This is a genomic window from Parvimonas parva, from assembly GCF_045866535.1.
Lineage (GTDB): Bacteria > Bacillota > Clostridia > Tissierellales > Peptoniphilaceae > Parvimonas > Parvimonas parva.
This window is the reverse complement of the sequence record NZ_AP038371.1, coordinates 868,699-887,509: the sequence shown is the minus strand read 5'-3', so window position 1 is coordinate 887,509 and position 18,811 is coordinate 868,699. Positions and strand designations below refer to the sequence as shown.

Sequence of the window (18,811 nt, the reverse complement as noted above, 5' to 3'; positions counted from 1 at the left end):
ATATTTTGTTCTTAAATTGAATTTATGTCTAATCCTTTTTTTAATTCATTTATTTCTTCCACCATAAAGTCTTTAAATATTTTATTTACATTTGAAAATTGTAAATTCTTATTGTAAACAAAATAGAATTTTCTATTTAAATAAATATTTTTTATATTTAAAATTTTAACCTTATCTTTGAAAGGAGAAATATTTAACATTCTTTGAGAAACGAATCCACTTCCAACGCCTTTTGTTACAAGTTCTAAAATTGTGTTTGTATCGTGAATTATGGCAACACTATTTGAAATTACATTTAATGCATTATTTCTCTTCAACTCATCTTCTACTATTTGTCTAGTACCTGAACCTATTTCTCTTAAAATAATTTTATCATTCTTTAAATCGTCAATACTTATTACTGAATAATTTTTTAAATCAGGATATGCGTCTTTATTAACAACATACACTATGTGGTCATCCATAATTTGAGTGTAAATCAATTTAGGGTTAGATATTTTCAATCCAACTATACCGAAGTCTGTTTCTCCAACTAAAATGCTGTCTATTACAGTTCTTGAATCATCATTACTTATATTAAATGAAATATCAGGAAATGAATTTGAAAATTTTTCAATTAAATCCGGTAATATAATCTTTCTTGGAACAGAAGACACACAGATATTTAAAGTTCCCTTTAGGTTTTGTGAATATATATCTAAATCTCTTATAATTTCGTCATAAGAAGATAATATATTAAGAGCATGTTTATATACTATACTTCCTGCTTGAGTTAGTGTAACACTTCTTCTAGTTCTAACAAAAAGGGAAGTATTAAGTTCTGATTCAAGTGCTTGTATATGATTTGTTACAGACGGTTGAGTTATGTATAAAACATCGGCTGTTTTAGTAAAAGATTTTGTTTTAACTATTGTAATAAAAGTTTCTAACTGTTTAAAATCCATAATATCCTCCATAAAATACATATTAAATTTATAATATATATATTTTTATTTATTATAACATTTTTTTAACAAAAAGTAAATATTAATAAAATATAATGAATTTATTGAGAATGTTTTCGATAAAATGTTGAAGTTTCAATCTTTGTATATTAAAGATAAATTTTATTTAAAAATTTACAGAAAACGTGTTGACTTAAGAAATAAAATATGTTAATATATCTTTGTTAGGGGGTATGTAAAATGTTTTCAAACGAGAATATAAAGAAAGTTGATCCAAGTATTGCTGAAATATTGGATAAAGAGTACGAAAGACAAAATAGTCATATTGAATTAATAGCATCTGAAAATTGGGTAAATGATGCGATTTTAGAGGCAGCTGGAAGTATATTAACTAATAAATATGCTGAAGGATATCCTGGAAAAAGATATTACGGTGGTTGTGAAGTAGTAGATGATGCAGAAAGATTAGCTATTGAAAGAGTTAAAGAACTTTATGGTTGTGAATATGCAAACGTTCAACCTCATTCAGGTTCTCAAGCTAACTTTGCAGCATTTTTTGCTATTTTAAATCCTGGTGATACTTACATGGGTATGAATTTAAACCATGGTGGACATTTAACACATGGAAATCCTATTAACTATTCAGGAAAGATATATAATCCGGTTCCTTATGAAGTTGATGAAAATGGATATATAGATTATGATGAAGTTTTAAGAATTGCAAAAGAATGCAAACCTAAATTAATTTTAGCTGGAGCATCTGCTTATGCAAGAAAAATAGATTTTAAAAAGTTTAGAGAAATTTGTGATGAAGTAGGAGCAGTATTAATGGTAGATATGGCTCATATAGCAGGACTTGTTGCTGCAGGATTACATGAATCACCAATCCCTTATGCTGACGTAGTTACTTCTACAACACATAAGACATTAAGAGGACCAAGAGGTGGACTTATTCTTTCAAGTGCTGCTGCAAACGAAAAATTCAATTTCAATAGAGCTGTATTTCCTGGCTCACAAGGTGGACCATTACTACACATTATAGCTGCTAAAGCGATTGCTTTTAAACAAGCATTAGAACCTGAATTTAAAGAATATCAAAAACAAGTTTTGAAAAATGCTCAAGCATTAGCAAAAGGTTTAATGGATAGAGGAATTAAACTTGTATCAAACGGAACCGACAATCATTTAATGTTAGTTGATTTAAGAGATTATGATATGAGTGGTAAAGAATTAGAAAAAGCATTAGACTCTGTTCATATTACTTGCAATAAGAATACAATTCCAAATGATCCTAGATCACCATTTGTTACAAGCGGTATAAGACTTGGAACTCCTGCTATAACTACAAGAGGCTTAAAAGAGGCTGAAATGGATTTAATAGCAGAAGCAATCGCTGGAGTTGTTAAAAACGGAGAAGAAGGAAAAACAAGGGCATTAGAAATAGTTAATGAATTGACTAAGAGATTCCCTCTAAAATAGTATCCTTAATATAAAAAAATAAAACGTCTTAATAGGCGTTTTATTTTTTTAAAAAATTATATTAAATTTTTATGGAATGAGTGAAATTATTTTATTTATTATTAAATCATCAAAGTTAATATTTCCTTTTTCTGATTCTAATATTTCTTTTGAAAGAGTAACTTCATCTGTTATAATACCATCTACACCCTTTGAGTATGCATTTATAATATCATCATTTGTATTTGTTGTCCAAACATATACTCTCTTTCCGTTTTTTTGTATTTTTCTAATAAGCTCATTTGTTACTATTTCTTTTTCTATACAGAAAAAATCTATAAATTTTAAATTATAAAATTTTCCATAACTAAAAGCTAATATTAGTCCTGTTGAAATTGAAGGTTCTAAATCTTTAACTTCTCTTAGAGCCTTAGGAGATAGGGAAGAAACAATAACGTCATAAGGCTTGTCTTTTATCAACTTTACAACTTCTTCTGCCAATTTTTTATCATTTTTCCTAAAAGGCTTTAATTCTATATTTAATTTGATTTTTCCAGAAGTTTTTTCAAGAACTGTTTTTAAATCTACAAAATTATATTCTTTAGAATTTCTTTTATCTATCAATTTATACTTTTTTAATTCCTCAAAAGTTAAATTTTCAATTATTTCTTTTTTACCTGTTAATCTTTTTAAATTGTGGTCATGAGATAAAACTACAACATTGTCTTTAGTGAGTACGACGTCAATTTCGGCAAATTCTGCTCCTAGTTTTATAGCCTCATTTAAAGACTCTAATGTATTTTCTAAAGAGTTTTTTGTGCTACCTCTATGAGCTATAATATCCGGTTTTAAATTTCTAAAAGCGTGATAAAATTTTATTTCTTCGCTTGAATTTCTATATTTACTAAAAATTCCTGCAAAAACTAAAAACAGCATAACTAAAGACATTTTTAATCTCATTTTATTTGTAGGATAAATACTTTCTGAAATTTCCGCATCTAACGATGTTCTAAAATAAAATTTAGAAATTCCTGAAAAAGTTATATAATTTGATAATACATTTGTAAATATTTTTAATAGTGTTGCAATGCACATATATGTGATTATTCCCATATTGCTTAGCGTCTTGTTACTTGTTTGCATATAGAATATGGATATTATAGAAATTAAGCTAAGTATTTTAAAAAATTGAACAATTAAATTCTTAATAGCCACGATAATTAAAGTTTTTATACTTTTTAGTTTGTTTTTTCTAAGTCTTTTAAAACTTATTTTAGCACTTTCGATAAAATTTTTATTTTCTAAGAAAAATATATGATAAATAAAAAGCAAAAATATTGAAAGCACAATAGCTATAAAAGTTATGAGAGCAAATAAAATTATCCCTGCATGAGTACTTAAAATGTGCTCTGTAATAAATGTTGGTATTTTAATTCCTTTGTGAATTGATGTTGAAATAGGAATATTTATAGTTACCATAATCAAAATTAAATAATTTTGAACTTTTTTTAATTTGGATTTTATTTGCTTGTATGAATTGTTAAAAATTTCTAAAATAGAAACTTTATTTCCAATCCTTATTTGATTTGCAGTAAATACAAAACTACTCACTTCAAAGAGCTTTATGATTGCAAACGAAAAAGTTACTATCAAAATAATCCCAATCTTAGTTGGCGACTTTACAAAAAGGCTAGGACTTTCTATCGAAAAAAATCCGAATTTAGTTAATCTAAGAACAAAATTAAAAAATTCTTTTGAAAAAGGCAATAAAATAACAATAAAAGCTAGTTGATATAATAAATCAAAAATCAATAAATTTTGAAAACTTCTATTTTTTAATAATTTAAACATGATAACTCCTTCTTTGAGTTTTTTTATATGAATAATAATAGCACAAATCAAAGAAAATATAAAGAATTATTTATGTAAACATTGCTTAATTGTATATGCTTAAAATATATTTAATAAAAATTTACGGAAAAATACTTTATATTTTAATAATTTTTTAGTAAAATTTTTTTAAAAATTGTATTGACAAAAATAGATTTTATTGTTATTATTTAGGTGTAAGTTAAATTGTGATGACTTAAATGAAATAAAATCTATAAGAGAAAGAGTATCTAGGGTTCCGAATTTATTTGCTGGTCCGAGCGATACGAGTACTTTTTAAAGTATTACACCTAAGGGAGAAAAGCCCAGGAGGTAGGTTTCGCTTGAAGCCTACTTGCTGGGCTTATTTATTTCTTATGTTAAATTTAGGAGGTATTTTATGGAAAAAATTTATACTGGAAAGACAAAAGATATTTATAAGAGCGAAGATGGAAATTATGTTTTAAAGTTTAAGGACGATGTTACCGGAGAAAACGGAGTTTTTGACCCTGGTGCTAATACTGTTGGTCTATCTATAGAAGGGGTAGGTCATGAGGGTTTAAAAATTACTAAGTATTTCTTCGAGATTTTAAAAGAAAAAGGAATTAGAACTCACTATATAGATTGTGATTTGAATGAGAATACTATGACTGTTAAGCCTTGTAAGGTTTTTGGTAAAGGCTTAGAAGTTATATGCAGATTTAAGGCTGTTGGTAGTTTTATCCGAAGATATGGTTTATATGCAAATATGAATGATGATTTAGATACTTACGTTGAAGTTACATTAAAAGATGATGAAAGATGCGACCCTTTAATTACTAAGGACGCACTTGTAATGTTAAATATATTGACTGAAAAAGAATATGAAGATTTAGTAGCACTTACTAAGGAAATTTGTACTATTATTAGAGATGTTTTAAAAGAAAAGGGACTTACTCTGTACGATATTAAATTGGAGTTTGGTAAAACTTGTGGAGAAGTTGTATTGATTGATGAAATATCTGGTGGCAATATGAGAGTTTATAACGGAGATGAAATTGTTGCACCAACTGATTTATATTCTTTTTTGCTTAAATAATTTTAGCCGGGAAGAATATCCCGGCTTTTTGTTTTATACTAAACACTAATTAAAATTTCTAAAATTAAGTAAAGTACGATGCGTGAAGATGTTCACAGTCGATTGTTCCCAAATCAAAGATTTGGACAATCTTTGAGGCAGACCTACTATGTTTGCAAGCAAACAAGTTAGGGCTAGATTGACTTCGTGCTACGCACTTCGCTAAAGATGATGTTTTGGTTGTTTTTTTGAAAGTTTAGTCAGTAATTAGTTTTATTTTATTTGATTTTTGGAGGTAATTATGAAAGTAGCTGTTATTATGGGTAGCATTTCTGATAAAGATATTGCTAAAAAGACTTGTGATGTTTTAAAAGAATTTGGAATAGAATATGAGGCAAAAGTTATTTCTGCTCATCGTTCTTTAGATTTTGCAGTAGATTTTGTAAATAGTATGGAAGAAAAAAATATTGAATTAATAATTGCGTTTGCGGGTAAGGCTGCCCATTTAGCAGGGGTATTAGCCGGTATTTCAACTACACCTGTTATTGGTGTTCCTGTAAAGGCATCAACTCTTGACGGACTTGACGCTTTACTTTCAACTGTTCAAATGCCAAAGGGGGTTCCTGTTGCTACAGTTGCAATAGACGGGGCAGAAAATGCCGGAATTTTAGCAGCACAAATTCTTTCATTAAAGTATGATGAATTAAAGATAAAACTTAAAGAGTATAAAGTAAAAATGAAAGAACAAGTTAAACAAATGGATAATGAACTTAGTTTATAAATGGAGGATATTTTAATGGCATTAACTTATGAATCAGCAGGAGTAAATAAACACGAAGGGTATAATGAGGTAAATTTAATCAAAAAATTTATTAAAAATACTTATACAGATGGAGTGCTTTCAGATTTAGGAGGATTTTCCGGACTTTTTGAGTTGGGAAAAGATTTGAAAAATCCTGTTTTAGTTTCCGGAACTGACGGAGTTGGAACTAAGGTAAAATTAGCGCAAATGATGGACGTTCATAATACTGTTGGGATAGATTGTGTTGCAATGTGTGTTAATGACATTTTATGTCAAGGAGCTAAGCCTCTATTTTTACTAGATTATATTGCAACAGGAAAACTTGTTGCTGAAAAAATGGCAAGTATTGTTGAAGGTGTTGCAGAGGGTTGTATTCAAGCGGGTAGTGCTTTAATTGGTGGAGAAACTGCCGAAATGCCTGGAATATATAAAGAAGAAGATTATGATATTGCAGGTTTCTGTGTTGGTGTTGTTGAAAAGGATAAAATAATTGACGGAAAGAAAAATGTAAAAAAAGGTAATGTTATTTTAGCTTTACCATCTTCCGGAGTCCATAGTAATGGTTTTTCTCTGGTTAGAAAAATAATTTTTGACCACAAAAACTTTTCATTAGATGATGTTATTGAAACCGGAAAAACTTTAGGAGAAGAGCTTTTAACTCCTACAAGAATTTATGCAAAGCAAGTAGTAGCTTTGTTAGAAAAATTTAATGTAAATGGACTTTGCCATATAACAGGTGGAGGTCTTTATGAAAATGTACCAAGAGTTTTAGGTGATGATGTTGATGCTAAAATTTTTGAAAAAAATATTCCAACAAAAGAAATTTTTTCACTTCTTCAAAAATGGGGAGAAATTTCAAAAGAAGAAATGTATGGAACTTTTAATATGGGAATAGGAATGTTGCTTTTTGTTGAAAAAGATGATGTAAACGGAATAAAAGAATTATTCAAAGAAATGAATGAAGAGATTTATGAAGTTGGAGAAGTTGTTGAAGGAAGTTCCAAAGTAATTTTATGTTAGTAAATTTTGGAGGAATTATGGATAAGAGAATTTTTGTAAAAAAAAGAGCTGGATACAATAAAGAGGCTTTAGATTTAAAAGATAGTTTAAATTTAGAATATAATTTAGGAATAAATGATTTAGAAGTTTATATAATATATGATATTTACAATATCAATGAAAAAACTTATGAATTAGCTAAAAATTCTGTTTTTTCAGAAGTTATGATTGATGAAGTTGTTGAAGATATTAAATTAGAGGATGGAAAATATTTTGCTTATGAAACATTACCTGCTCAATATGACCAAAGAGCGGATAGTGCTGTTCAATGTGTATCTCTTTTAGACAATTCTTCAAAGATAACTGTAAGAAGTGGAAAACTTGTTATTTTTGATAAAGTTTTAAGTGAAAATGAACTTGAAAATGTAAAAAAATATTTAGTAAATCCTATTGAATCAAGAGTTAAGGATATGAGTGTTTTAAGTTTTTCAATGAATTCTGAAATGAAAGAAATGAAAGACTTAACAGGATTTTCTAACTTTTCAAAGGAAGAATTGATTTCTTTGAAAAAAGAAATGTCTTTAGCTATGGATATTGAAGATTTGATTTTCATTCAAAATTATTTTAAAGAAGAGGGAAGAACTCCTACTGAAACAGAAATTTATGTTTTAGATTGTTATTGGAGCGACCATTGTAGGCATACAACTTTTGAAACTATATTAGATGAAGTTAAGATTGAATCTGAACTTTTCCAAAAAGAAATGCAAGATGCTTTCGATATTTATTTAAATATCAGAAAAGAATTGAATATTACAAAGCCAATAACTTTAATGGATATGGCAAGTGTAATCGGAAAATATCATAGAAGAATATTGAATGACCAAAATATTGAAGTTAGTGAAGAAATAAATGCTTGCTCATTTTTTACAGATATAGAAAATAATGGAAAAACTGAAAAATGGTTAATTCAATTCAAAAACGAAACACATAATCACCCAACAGAAATTGAACCTTTTGGCGGTGCAAGTACTTGTGTTGGGGGTGCTATTCGTGACCCATTGTCCGGAAGAAGTTATGTATATCAAGCGATGAGAGTAAGCGGTTGCGGAAATATTTTACAAAGTAGGGAAGAAACTTTAGAGCATAAGTTACCACAAGTTGATATTTCAACAAAGGCTACAAGTGGTTATTCATCTTATGGTAATCAAATCGGACTTGCAACAACTTATGTAAAAGAACTTTATGATGATTCTTATGTTGCTAAACATATGGAAGTAGGTGCTGTTGTAGGTGCTGTTAAGTATGGAGATTTTAAAAGAGAAACACCTGTTAAAGATGATATTGTAATGTTAATCGGTGGAAGAACTGGTAGAGATGGTATTCAAGGTGCAAGTGGTTCAAGTTTAGTTCATACAAATGATTCGCTAGAAACTGCATCAAGTCAAGTTCAAAAGGGAAATGCCATTGAAGAGAGAAAAATTCAAAGATTATTTAGAAAGCCTGAAGTCACAAAGTTAATTAAAAAATGTAATGACTTTGGTGCCGGTGGAGTTTGTGTTGCTATTGGAGAATTATCTGAAGGAATAGAAATTCATTTAGATAAAGTTTTGCTAAAATATGAAGGTTTGAATCCGACTGAAATTGCAACAAGTGAATCTCAAGAACGTATGGCGATTGTGATTTCTCCAAATGATTATGAATTTTTTGTTAAAGAGTGTGAAAAAGAAAATATAGAATATTCAAAAGTTGCAACTATTACTGATAGAAAAAGACTTGAAATGTATTACCATGATGAAAAAGTTATGGATTTAAGCGCAGACTTTTTAGCAACAAGTGGAGTTAGACAGCATTCAAAGAGTACTTTAGTAGATAATAATGGAGTAAACCCTTTTGAAAATAAAGAATTTTCTAAAGAAAATGTATTGAATGAATTATCTTCATTAAATGTAACTTGTCAAAAGGGTATTGCTCAAAGATTTGACGGTTCAATTGGAGCTACTACTGTGTTAATGCCATTTTCAGGTAAAAATCAATTAACACCTGTTCAAGCAGGAATTCAAGCTATTCCTACAATTCATTCAACAAGTGATACTGCTACGATTTTGAGTTATGGATTTATTCCTAAAATTTCTCATTATTCACCATTCTTATCAGCTATATATGCCGTTTTAGAATCTGTTGCTAAAGTTTATGCAGTTGGTGGAGATAGAAGTAATTTATATCTTTCATTCCAAGAGTATTTTGAAAAACTTGGAAAAGATAGTAAAAAGTGGGGTAAAGTTACTCAAAGTTTACTTGGAAGTATTTATGCACAAAATGAAATTGGTTGTCCAAGTATTGGTGGTAAAGACAGTATGTCCGGAACATTTAACGACTTAAATGTAGTTGAAACTTTAATTTCTTTTGCTTGTACTCCGGTAAAAATTAAAAATGTAATTTCTCCTGAATTAAAATCAGTTGGAAATTATTTATACTATATTCCGGTTGTTAAAGATTTAAAAGGATATCCGAATATCAAAGAAACTTTGAAGAATTATGAATTAGTAAATGAACTTATAAAAGATAAAAAAGTTTTATCTGTATATGTTCAAGAAGAGGGAAGCGTTGTAAGTTCTCTAGTAAAAATGGCTGTCGGTAATGGTTTAGGTTTTACAGTTAATAAAGAAAATATTTTAAACTTTGACCCGGCATCAATGGTTGTTGAGTCAAACTACGAATTACCTTTTGAAAAAATTGGTGAAGTAAGTGAAAAAATTGTTGTAAATGGAATTACTTTTGAATATGATGAAATTTACAATGCTTATACTAATACTTTAGATAAAATTTATCCTTTATATCAAAATAAAGATAAGGGAAGTTGTGAAAATTTATCTAGTGGAAAGGCAGAAAAGAGATATTACAAGGAATATGTTGAAGATGTAAATGTTCTTATTCCTGTATTTCCTGGAACAAACTGTGAATATGATGTGGAAAAAGCATTTATTGATGCAGGTGCTAAAATAAAAACCATTGTATTTAGAAATAAAAAAGAAGATGATATTGAAAAATCAATAGAAGATTTAGTAAATGGAATAAAAGATGCACATATCATTATGATACCGGGAGGTTTTTCAAGTGGAGATGAGCCTGACGGAAGTGCGAAATTTATTGTAAATGTTTTGAAAAATGAAAAAGTTAAAAATGCAATTCACAAACATTTAGATGATAAAAAATTAATTTTAGGAATTTGTAACGGATTTCAAGCTTTAATTAAGTCAGGTCTTTTACCTTATGGAAGAATAAAAGATTTAACAAAAGATGATTTAACATTGTATAGAAATGATAGTTACCACCACATTTCAACAAGCGCAATAACTCGTGTTGCAAATGTAAATTCTCCTTGGACATGGGATTTTGAAATTGGAGAATTACATGAAGTAATGTTTAGCCATGGAGAAGGAAAACTTGTTGGAGAAAACATTGAAAAATTCAAACATTTATGCGCTTTCCAATATTGTGATTTTGAAGGAAATGCAAGTAGTAACGGAAAGTTCAATCCAAATGGCTCATTGTATGCTATTGAGGGATTGTTGAGTGAAGACGGATTGGTTTTAGGTAAGATGGGACATAGCGAACGTTATGGAACTGATTTGTATAAAACTAAAACTGTAAAAGGAATACAAAATATATTTAAAAATGGTGTAAATTATTTTAAAGGGGGAAAATAGTATGAAACTTTTATACGAAGGAAAAGCGAAACAATTATTTGAATGTGAAAATAATGAAGAAATATATGTTCACTATAAAGATAGTGCAACTGCATTCAATGGGCAAAAGAAAGAAGAATTTAATAAAAAGGGTGTTTTAAATAATACAATTACTTCATTTATTTTTGAATATTTGGAAAAAAATGGAGTAGAAACTCATTTTATAAAAAAAGTGAATGATACAGACCAAATCTGTAAACATGTCAAAATAATTCCTTTAGAAGTAATTACAAGAAATATTGTTGCAGGTTCAATGGCTAAAAAATATGGTTTAGAAGAGGGAAGAAAATTAAAAAAACCTGTTTTTGAATTAAGTTATAAAAATGATGAGCTTAATGACCCGTTGATAAATGATGACCATACTATTGCTTTAGAAATAGTTACTGAAGAAGAACTTGCTTTTATAAAAAAAGAAACAGCAAAAATTAATGAGCTTTTAAAAGAATTTTTCTTAAAGGCAGGTTTGATTTTAGTAGATTTTAAAATAGAATTTGGAAAAACAAGTGATGGAAAGATAATTTTATCTGATGAAATTTCTCCGGATACTTGTAGATTGTGGGACGTAGAAACTATGGATAAACTTGATAAAGACCGTTTCCGTAGAGATTTAGGTTCAGTAATGGATGCTTATGAAGAAGTTTTAAGGAGAATAACAATTGCGTGGAATTAATGAAGAATGTGGAGTTTTTGGAATTTTCAATCATAATGATGCATCAAAATTAACTTACTTTGGACTTCATAGTTTACAACATAGAGGTCAAGAGGGGGCAGGTATTGTAAGTTCTGACGGAGAAAATTTATACAGTTATAGAAATTTAGGATTAGTTTCTGAAGTTTTTAAGGATAAAGAATTACTTTATAATTTAGTTGGAAGTTCGGCTATTGGTCATGTTAGATATGCAACAGCTGGAGATAATAGTGTTAGAAATGTTCAACCTTTTCTATTTGATTTTTATGATATGAGTGTTGGTATTTGTCATAATGGAAATCTGGTAAATGCAAAAACTTTAAGATTTGAATTAGAGAAAAAGGGAGCAATTTTTCATTCTTCATCAGATACTGAAGTTTTGATTCATTTGATTAGAAGAAGTGAAAAAGCAACTTTTGAAGAAAAATTGAAAGAGAGTTTGAATACAGTAAAAGGTGGTTTTACTTACTTAGTTTTACTTAAAGATACTTTATATGGAGCTGTTGACCCTAACTCATTAAGACCACTTGTAATTGGTAAAACACAAAATGGTGCTTATGTTATGGCAAGTGAAACTTGTGCAATAGATACTATTGGCGCAGAATTTGTTTGTAATGTAAAGGCAGGTCAATTAGCTATTATAGATAAAGACGGTCTTAGAATAGAAAACTATACAACTGCTGATAGAATTTCTATCGCTGCTATGGAATATGTTTATTTTGCAAGACCGGATTCAAATATTGCAAGTGTTAATGTTCATACTGCAAGAAAAAATACGGGAAGAACTCTTGCAAGAGAGTGCCCTGCTGAGGCAGATATAGTAATAGGGGTTCCCAATTCTTCGCTTTCTGCTGCAAGTGGATATGCTGAAGAAAGTGGTCTGCCTTATGAAATGGGATTGATTAAAAATCAATATGTTGCAAGAACTTTTATTCAACCTACTCAAGAGCTTAGAGAACAAGGTGTTAGAATGAAATTATCAGCAGTAAAAGGTGTTGTTAAAGGAAAAAGAGTTGTAATGGTTGATGATTCTATCGTTAGAGGTACTACTTCCAGAAGAATAGTTCAACTTTTAAAAGATGCAGGAGCTTTAGAAGTTCATGTTAGAATTGCATCACCACCTTTTGTTTTTCCAAGTTTTTATGGAATAGATATTTCTACTTCAGGAGAGCTTATTGCTGCTAATAAAACTTTAGAAGAAATAAGAGAAATAATCGGAGCAGATTCATTGGGATATTTAAGTGAACAAGGTCTTATAGATTCAATAGGACTTAAATTTGATGCACCGTATAGTGGTTTGTGTATGGATTGTTTCAATGGAGATTATTCTGCCGGATTATATGATTACGAAGAAGATTTTAATAATTCATTAACTGAAATTCAAAAAGAATTTTTGAAAAGAAAAAATAAATAATTTTATACCATAGCTCTTTTTAGAGCTGTGGTAAATTTTGTTATAGAAAGGTAAATTATGTTGAATATAGCTATTTTTATTTCCGGTGGAGGAACAAATTTACAAGCCATAATTGATGCTGTTAAAGAAAATAAAATTAATGGAAAGATAGAGTTGGTTTTTTCTAATAGAAAAAATGCTTATGGTCTTGTAAGGGCGAAAAATGAAAATATTGATACATTTTATTTGAATAAAAAAGAATTTTCAAGTAATGAAAAATATGATGAAAGGATTATTGAGGAGCTTGAAAAAAGAAATATTGATTTAATAGTTCTTGCAGGTTACTTAAATATTTTATCATCAAAGTTGATTTCTAAATATTCTAAAAAAATAATTAATATTCACCCTTCTTTAATTCCTTCATTTTGTGGAATGGGATTTCATGGGGAAAATGTGCATAAGGCCGTTATTAAATCGGGAGTGAAATTCACCGGAGCTACTACTCATTTTGTTGATGAAAATGTAGATACCGGAGCTATAATATTACAAGATATTGTACCTGTTTTTATAGATGATGATTTTGAAATTGTAGCTAAAAGAGTTTTAGAAGTTGAGCATAGAATATTGGTAAAGACGATAAAAGCATTTTGTGAAAATAAAATTGTTTTTAAAGAAAATAGAGCATTCATAGTGGGGGAATAAAATGACAAAAAGAGCATTGATTAGTGTTTTTGAAAAAGATAATATAGTTGAATTTGCAAGTGAACTTGTAAATTTAGGTTGGGAAATTATTTCAACCGGTGGAACTTATAGAATTTTAAAAGAAAGTGGACTTAATGTTATTGAAGTTGATGAGGTAACTAATTTTAAGGAAATTTTAGATGGACGTGTAAAAACTTTACACCCATTTATTCATGGAGGAATTTTATATAGACGTGATGAAAAAAGTCATGTTGAAACTATTGAAAAAATTGGTATTTCTTCAATAGATATGGTTGTAAATAATTTATATCCTTTTGAAAAAGTTTTAAATAGCGAAAATAAAACACATGAAAATTTAATTGAAAATATTGATATTGGTGGACCTTCAATGATTAGAGCTGCTGCTAAAAATTATAATGATGTTTCTATCGTTGTTGACCCTAGTGATTATTCTGAAATTATTGAAAGACTAAAAGAAGATAGACTGGATAAAGATTTTAGATTATATCTATCTTGTAAGGCTTTTAATTATACTGCTTATTATGATGCATTAATTTCAAGTTATTTCAATGATTTATTAAATATTGAATTTCCTGAAAAATTAACTACAACTTATAAAAAAGTTAGTGATTTAAGATATGGAGAAAATCCACACCAAAAAGCATCTTTTTATGAAAAAGTTTATGTTAAAGATGAAGAAAAAACTGAGTTTAAACAATTACATGGAAAAGAATTGTCTTACAACAATTTAACGGATATGTATTCTGCTATAAAAATTGTAAAAGAGTTTGAAGAACCTTGTGTTGTTGCTGTTAAGCATAACAATCCTTGTGGACTTGCAATAGCTGAAAATATTGATGATGCTTATGATAAGGCTTATGCTTGTGATTCTGTTTCGATTTTTGGTGGAATCATTGCTTTGAATAGAGAAGTTACTAAGTATATTGCCGAAAAAATAAATAGCTTTTTTGTTGAAATTGTAATTGCAAATAAGTTTTCAAAAGATGCTATTGAAATTTTGACTAAAAAGAAAAATATTAGATTAATCGAAGTTGAAAATATATCAGAATTTAAACTTCCAAACATTACGACTAAAGAAGTTTTAAATGGATTGGTTGCTCAAAATTATGACGATACTTTATTAACTAAAGAATTAAAATTTGTTACAAAGAGAAAACCTACTGAAGAAGAATTAAAAAATTTAATTTTTGGTTTTAAGGCTTGTAAAACAGTTTGTTCAAATGGTATTGTAATTGTAAAAGATAATGCAACTATTGGAATCGGCCAAGGAGAAGTTAGACGTTCTTGGGCAGTCCAAGAGGGATTGGAAAGAGCGAAAGAAAATCTTAAAGATGCAGTTTTAGCATCAGATGCTTTCTTCTTTGAAGATACTGTTGAATTACTAAAAGAAAATGGAATTAAGGCTGTAATTCAACCGGGTGGTTCTATAAAAGATGAAAATGTAATAAAATTATGTGATGAATATGGAATAGCAATGGTATTTACATCTACAAGGCATTTTAGACATTAGGAGGAAGATATGAAAGTTTTAGTTGTTGGTAATGGTGGGAGAGAAGATGCCATTTGTAAAAAAATATCTGAAAGTAGTAAATGTACTGAACTTTTCTGTTCAAAAGGAAATGCAGGAACTCTTAGATATGCTAAAAATATAGTATTAAATTCTAATGAAGAAATTTTTGAATTTTCAAAAAATAATAATATCGACCTTGTAGTAGTTGGACCTGAAGCACCTCTTTGTGAGGGAATAGTTGATTTATTTTCTGAAAGTAATATAAAAGTTTTTGGAGCTAATAAAAAAAGCGCAAGACTTGAAGGAAGTAAAAATTTTGCAAAAGAATTTATGAAAAAATATGATGTTCCAACTGCAAAATATGAAACTATAAAATCAAAAGAAGAGGGAATTAAAGCTATCGAAAGTTTTTCATATCCAATAGTTATAAAAGCTGATGGACTTTGTGCAGGAAAGGGTGTTAGAATTTGTAATTCTAAAGAAGAAGTTTTAGAATATTTTACAGAACTTTTTGAAGATAAAATTTTTGGACAAGAGGGAACTACTGTTGTCATAGAAGAATTTTTAAAAGGGAAAGAGGCATCTTTACTTTGTTTTGTATCAAAAGGAAATTTAATTCCTATGGAAAGTGCAAGAGATTACAAGAGAATTTTTGATAATGATGAAGGTGAAAATACTGGAGGGGTTGGTTGCTATTCTCCAAGTGAATTATTTAATGATGAATTAAAATTAAAAATAGAAAAAACTTTAGAGAAAATTTCAGAAGGATTGAAAAAAGAAAAATTAGATTATTCAGGAATACTTTTTATTGGATTTATGATTGATGAAGAGCCTAAAGTTTTAGAATTTAATGTAAGATTTGGAGATCCGGAAACTGAAGTTGTTTTACCTAGAATGAAAAGTGATTTACTTTTAGCGATAGAAAAATCTTTAGATGGAACACTTAAAAGAGAAGATTTAAAATGGAAAAGTGAAAAATGTTTAACAGTTATACTAACTTCAAAAGGCTATCCAAAAGCTTATGAAAAAGGAAAAGAAATAATAGGAATTGATTCAGTTGATGAAGATATTTATGTTTATCATAATAATACAAAATTTGTAGATGGAAAAATTTTAACAGATGGTGGTAGAGTTTTATCTGTTACAGGATTTGGAAATACTTATGATGAAATAAGAGAAAAAGTTTATAAAAATATTGAAAAAATATCTTTTGAAACAAAACAATTTAGAAAAGATATCGGAAAAATGTAAAATTAAAGGAAATATATGTAATTTTTTTTGTTGAAAACTTTACATATATTTTTTTTTATGCTATAATATATCAGTAAATCCTTGCTCAATAAAAAGAGCCAGAGACCATAAGGAGGTGAATGTAATGAGAAAATACGAAGGAGTTTTTATTTTTAAACCAAATTTAGAAGAAGAAGTAAGAAACCAAGCGTTCGATAAAATTAAATCAGCTATTGAAGCCAATGGAACTATTACTGAAATTAATGAATGGGGAAATAGAAAACTTGCTTACGAAATTAACTACATTAAAGAAGGATACTATATCATAGTTAATTTTGAAGCTGCTGTTGAAGTAGTTGCAGAAGTAGAAAGAAGATCAAGAATATCTGATGCTATCATTAGATATATGGTTGTTAAGCAAGAAGCTTAGTGGAGGAACTTTATGAACAGTGTAATTTTGATAGGTAGATTAATTAGGGATCCAGAATTAAGATATACTCAAACATCTAGTAGCAGTTATGCCAGATTTACCATTGCAGTTGATAAGGGAATGTCTAAGGAAAAGAAACAAGAATTAGAAGCTAAAGGACAACAAACAGCTGATTTTATAAATATAGTTGTTTGGGGTAAGCAAGCTGAACATTGCCAAAAATATTTGCAAAAAGGTAGAAATGTAGCAATACAAGGAAGACTTCAATCAGGAAGTTATACTGCACAAGATGGAACTAGAAGATTCGTTACAGAAGTTTGGGCTGAAAGAGTTCAATTCATCGACTGGGGCGATAGAGTTCAAAAATCTGCTACAACACAAGGATTTGGTTCATTTGATACAGGTATGGACGATGGTTTTGATTTACCATTCCAAGATGCCTCAGATGAAGAAATTCCATTTTAATTTTTAAAGGAGAATGAATATGCAAAGAAAATTTAGACCAAGAAAAAAAGTTGTTGCATATTTCTCAGATAACAGTAAACCACTTGATTATAAAGATGTAAATACTCTAAAAAAATTCATTAGTGAAAGAGGTAAGATTTTACCAAGAAGAGTAACAGGTGCTACTGCTAAACAACAAAGAGAAATTACAGCAGCAATTAAAAAAGCTAGACAAGTTGCATTATTACCATATAGTGCTGAATAGTTTGTAATTAATGGGGAGAGTAATCTCCCATTTTTATTATTAGGAGAATTTATGAATACTAAAAAAAGAAACTTGTTTCTTATTGCAGGGATATTATGGTTAATAGCCGGAACAATGATTATGAAAGTAGGAGTTCCTTTTTTAATAAATGATGATAAAAATTTTTTATTGGGACTGCTTGGTGCAATAGCGATATTTTTGATATTTTATATAATGATATTTTCTAAGTATGTAAATAAACATAAGAACAGAATTTTAAATGATAAAAGAGAAAAAATGAAAATATGGGAATTTTTTGATAAATCAAGTTATATTTTAATGATATTTATGATGTCTTTTGGTATGGCGTTAAGATTTAGTGGATTATTGCCAAACTTTTTCTTTGAATTTTTTTATTCCGGATTGGGTTTAGCACTTTCCTTAAGTGGTATTTCATTTTTGATTTTGGCTGTTAAAAATATTAATATTTAAAATTGATTTACTTTTCAAACTTTTAATGATAAAATGAGAATGTAATCGTTATTATAAAGAAATTATGTAATTTTTCTAAGAGGGGTGAGCTTGTGAATAATAAATTATCTTCTAAAAATAATGTAGAAAAATTCAGAGTTGAAAGAGAACTTTCTCAAAGAGAGTTGGCTAACTTAATAGGAGTTTCAACGGAAACTATTGTTTCAATAGAAAATGGAAATTTGATTCCAGGCATAAGACTTGCTCTTACAATTTCCACTGAGTTAGATAAAAAGTTTGGAGAAGTTTTTTTCTTTGCTTTTGGTTAAGATGTTTGATTATAATACACTTGAGAAAGTGTATTTTTTTTATTTTTTATTGGAATTATTCCAAGAAATTTTACCAGATATTATTACTATAAAAGAAAAAAAGATTTGATTTTGGGAATATTGATGATTATTTTAGCTTGTGTTAGTGCTTATTTACATTTTGTTAAAGCTTAAGGAGTTTATATGAATGAAGAACTGATTTTAAAAAATAATTTAAAAGAGGCACGAACTAAAAAAGGTCTTTCTCAGCAAAAATTAGCTGATATGATTGGTGTTTCGAGAAATACTATAAGTTCTATTGAAACGGGACAATTTAATCCTACTGCAAAACTTGCTTTAATTTTATGTATTGCATTGGATAAAAAATTTGAAGATTTATTTTATTTTTAAAAGATATGTTTTAGTAAAATATTACATATCTTTTTGTTTGTCTTTATATATGATTTTGTGATACAATTAGATTAGTTTAAATTA

18 protein-coding genes are annotated in these 18,811 nt (G+C 28.4%); 16 read left to right on the top strand and 2 right to left on the bottom strand.

The annotated features are described in order from the left end of the window. Window positions 1-11: 11 nt before the first annotated feature. A complete protein-coding gene (locus tag ACKTSI_RS04435) occupies window positions 12-944 on the bottom strand; it encodes a selenium metabolism-associated LysR family transcriptional regulator (protein WP_068472099.1) in 933 nt (310 codons plus the stop codon). A gap of 240 nt (window positions 945-1,184) precedes the next feature. Between ACKTSI_RS04435 and glyA the strand changes: the two genes are divergently transcribed. After that, window positions 1,185-2,423 (top strand): serine hydroxymethyltransferase, encoded by a 1,239-nt coding sequence (glyA, locus tag ACKTSI_RS04430; protein ID WP_201275815.1) that lies wholly within the window; start codon window positions 1,185-1,187, stop codon window positions 2,421-2,423. Between the two features lie 69 nt (window positions 2,424-2,492). Here glyA and ACKTSI_RS04425 read toward each other — a convergent pair whose 3' ends face one another. Next, window positions 2,493-4,253 (bottom strand): glycerophosphodiester phosphodiesterase family protein, encoded by a 1,761-nt coding sequence (locus tag ACKTSI_RS04425; RefSeq protein ID WP_407862579.1) that lies wholly within the window; start codon window positions 4,251-4,253, stop codon window positions 2,493-2,495. A gap of 418 nt (window positions 4,254-4,671) precedes the next feature. Here ACKTSI_RS04425 and ACKTSI_RS04420 point away from each other — a divergent pair, with 418 nt between their 5' ends. From ACKTSI_RS04420 to ACKTSI_RS04350, 15 genes are all read left to right on the top strand, one after another. Continuing rightward, window positions 4,672-5,349, top strand: a complete 678-nt coding sequence (locus ACKTSI_RS04420; RefSeq protein ID WP_201275817.1) for a phosphoribosylaminoimidazolesuccinocarboxamide synthase — start codon at window positions 4,672-4,674, stop codon at window positions 5,347-5,349. A 280-nt stretch (window positions 5,350-5,629) separates the two neighbouring features. After that, complete coding sequence (gene purE, locus ACKTSI_RS04415) at window positions 5,630-6,109, top strand: 5-(carboxyamino)imidazole ribonucleotide mutase (RefSeq protein ID WP_068472107.1); 480 nt, start codon at window positions 5,630-5,632, stop codon at window positions 6,107-6,109. Window positions 6,110-6,124: 15 nt separating this feature from the next. Continuing rightward, the gene (gene purM / locus ACKTSI_RS04410; RefSeq protein ID WP_407862578.1) at window positions 6,125-7,150 is read left to right on the top strand and encodes a phosphoribosylformylglycinamidine cyclo-ligase; all 1,026 of its coding nucleotides are present in this window, start codon (window positions 6,125-6,127) and stop codon (window positions 7,148-7,150) included. A gap of 17 nt (window positions 7,151-7,167) precedes the next feature. Beyond that, the gene (locus ACKTSI_RS04405; RefSeq protein WP_288979800.1) at window positions 7,168-10,836 is read left to right on the top strand and encodes a phosphoribosylformylglycinamidine synthase; all 3,669 of its coding nucleotides are present in this window, start codon (window positions 7,168-7,170) and stop codon (window positions 10,834-10,836) included. 1 nt (window position 10,837) lies between these two features. Further along, window positions 10,838-11,545 carry a phosphoribosylaminoimidazolesuccinocarboxamide synthase gene (purC, locus tag ACKTSI_RS04400; protein WP_068472113.1) on the top strand — a complete coding sequence of 236 codons (708 nt, stop codon included), beginning with the start codon at window positions 10,838-10,840 and terminating at the stop codon, window positions 11,543-11,545. Beyond that, entirely contained in the window at window positions 11,532-12,977 is a 1,446-nt protein-coding gene (gene purF, locus ACKTSI_RS04395) for an amidophosphoribosyltransferase (RefSeq protein WP_407862577.1), read from the top strand. The genes purC and purF overlap by 14 nt, the downstream gene beginning before the upstream one ends. Before the next feature lie 57 nt (window positions 12,978-13,034). Beyond that, on the top strand, window positions 13,035-13,658 hold the full coding sequence (gene purN / locus ACKTSI_RS04390; protein ID WP_407862576.1) for a phosphoribosylglycinamide formyltransferase: 624 nt from the start codon (window positions 13,035-13,037) through the stop codon (window positions 13,656-13,658). A 1-nt stretch (window position 13,659) separates the two neighbouring features. Further along, a complete protein-coding gene (gene purH / locus ACKTSI_RS04385; protein WP_407862575.1) occupies window positions 13,660-15,189 on the top strand; it encodes a bifunctional phosphoribosylaminoimidazolecarboxamide formyltransferase/IMP cyclohydrolase in 1,530 nt (509 codons plus the stop codon). A gap of 9 nt (window positions 15,190-15,198) precedes the next feature. After that, window positions 15,199-16,440: a phosphoribosylamine--glycine ligase gene (gene purD / locus ACKTSI_RS04380; RefSeq protein WP_068472121.1), complete on the top strand. Its 1,242-nt coding sequence runs from the start codon at window positions 15,199-15,201 to the stop codon at window positions 16,438-16,440. Window positions 16,441-16,564: 124 nt separating this feature from the next. Continuing rightward, the gene (gene rpsF / locus ACKTSI_RS04375) at window positions 16,565-16,849 is read left to right on the top strand and encodes a 30S ribosomal protein S6 (RefSeq protein WP_068472123.1); all 285 of its coding nucleotides are present in this window, start codon (window positions 16,565-16,567) and stop codon (window positions 16,847-16,849) included. 12 nt (window positions 16,850-16,861) lie between these two features. After that, a complete protein-coding gene (locus tag ACKTSI_RS04370) occupies window positions 16,862-17,314 on the top strand; it encodes a single-stranded DNA-binding protein (protein WP_311526038.1) in 453 nt (150 codons plus the stop codon). A 19-nt stretch (window positions 17,315-17,333) separates the two neighbouring features. Further along, window positions 17,334-17,558: a 30S ribosomal protein S18 gene (rpsR, locus tag ACKTSI_RS04365; RefSeq protein ID WP_004833472.1), complete on the top strand. Its 225-nt coding sequence runs from the start codon at window positions 17,334-17,336 to the stop codon at window positions 17,556-17,558. Between the two features lie 51 nt (window positions 17,559-17,609). Beyond that, window positions 17,610-18,029 carry a hypothetical protein gene (locus tag ACKTSI_RS04360; protein WP_068472127.1) on the top strand — a complete coding sequence of 140 codons (420 nt, stop codon included), beginning with the start codon at window positions 17,610-17,612 and terminating at the stop codon, window positions 18,027-18,029. 92 nt (window positions 18,030-18,121) lie between these two features. After that, the gene (locus tag ACKTSI_RS04355) at window positions 18,122-18,337 is read left to right on the top strand and encodes a helix-turn-helix transcriptional regulator (protein WP_068472129.1); all 216 of its coding nucleotides are present in this window, start codon (window positions 18,122-18,124) and stop codon (window positions 18,335-18,337) included. A gap of 183 nt (window positions 18,338-18,520) precedes the next feature. Continuing rightward, on the top strand, window positions 18,521-18,727 hold the full coding sequence (locus ACKTSI_RS04350; RefSeq protein ID WP_308577035.1) for a helix-turn-helix transcriptional regulator: 207 nt from the start codon (window positions 18,521-18,523) through the stop codon (window positions 18,725-18,727). Window positions 18,728-18,811: the final 84 nt, after the last annotated feature.

Coding starts and splice junctions, on each gene's coding strand:
- ACKTSI_RS04435 (WP_068472099.1), bottom strand. CDS start 944: ATGGATTTTAAACAGTTAGAAACTTTTATTACAATAGTTAAAACAAAA.
- glyA (WP_201275815.1), top strand. CDS start 1,185: ATGTTTTCAAACGAGAATATAAAGAAAGTTGATCCAAGTATTGCTGAA.
- ACKTSI_RS04425 (WP_407862579.1), bottom strand. CDS start 4,253: ATGTTTAAATTATTAAAAAATAGAAGTTTTCAAAATTTATTGATTTTT.
- ACKTSI_RS04420 (WP_201275817.1), top strand. CDS start 4,672: ATGGAAAAAATTTATACTGGAAAGACAAAAGATATTTATAAGAGCGAA.
- purE (WP_068472107.1), top strand. CDS start 5,630: ATGAAAGTAGCTGTTATTATGGGTAGCATTTCTGATAAAGATATTGCT.
- purM (WP_407862578.1), top strand. CDS start 6,125: ATGGCATTAACTTATGAATCAGCAGGAGTAAATAAACACGAAGGGTAT.
- ACKTSI_RS04405 (WP_288979800.1), top strand. CDS start 7,168: ATGGATAAGAGAATTTTTGTAAAAAAAAGAGCTGGATACAATAAAGAG.
- purC (WP_068472113.1), top strand. CDS start 10,838: ATGAAACTTTTATACGAAGGAAAAGCGAAACAATTATTTGAATGTGAA.
- purN (WP_407862576.1), top strand. CDS start 13,035: ATGTTGAATATAGCTATTTTTATTTCCGGTGGAGGAACAAATTTACAA.
- purH (WP_407862575.1), top strand. CDS start 13,660: ATGACAAAAAGAGCATTGATTAGTGTTTTTGAAAAAGATAATATAGTT.
- purD (WP_068472121.1), top strand. CDS start 15,199: ATGAAAGTTTTAGTTGTTGGTAATGGTGGGAGAGAAGATGCCATTTGT.
- rpsF (WP_068472123.1), top strand. CDS start 16,565: ATGAGAAAATACGAAGGAGTTTTTATTTTTAAACCAAATTTAGAAGAA.
- ACKTSI_RS04370 (WP_311526038.1), top strand. CDS start 16,862: ATGAACAGTGTAATTTTGATAGGTAGATTAATTAGGGATCCAGAATTA.
- rpsR (WP_004833472.1), top strand. CDS start 17,334: ATGCAAAGAAAATTTAGACCAAGAAAAAAAGTTGTTGCATATTTCTCA.
- ACKTSI_RS04360 (WP_068472127.1), top strand. CDS start 17,610: ATGAATACTAAAAAAAGAAACTTGTTTCTTATTGCAGGGATATTATGG.
- ACKTSI_RS04350 (WP_308577035.1), top strand. CDS start 18,521: ATGAATGAAGAACTGATTTTAAAAAATAATTTAAAAGAGGCACGAACT.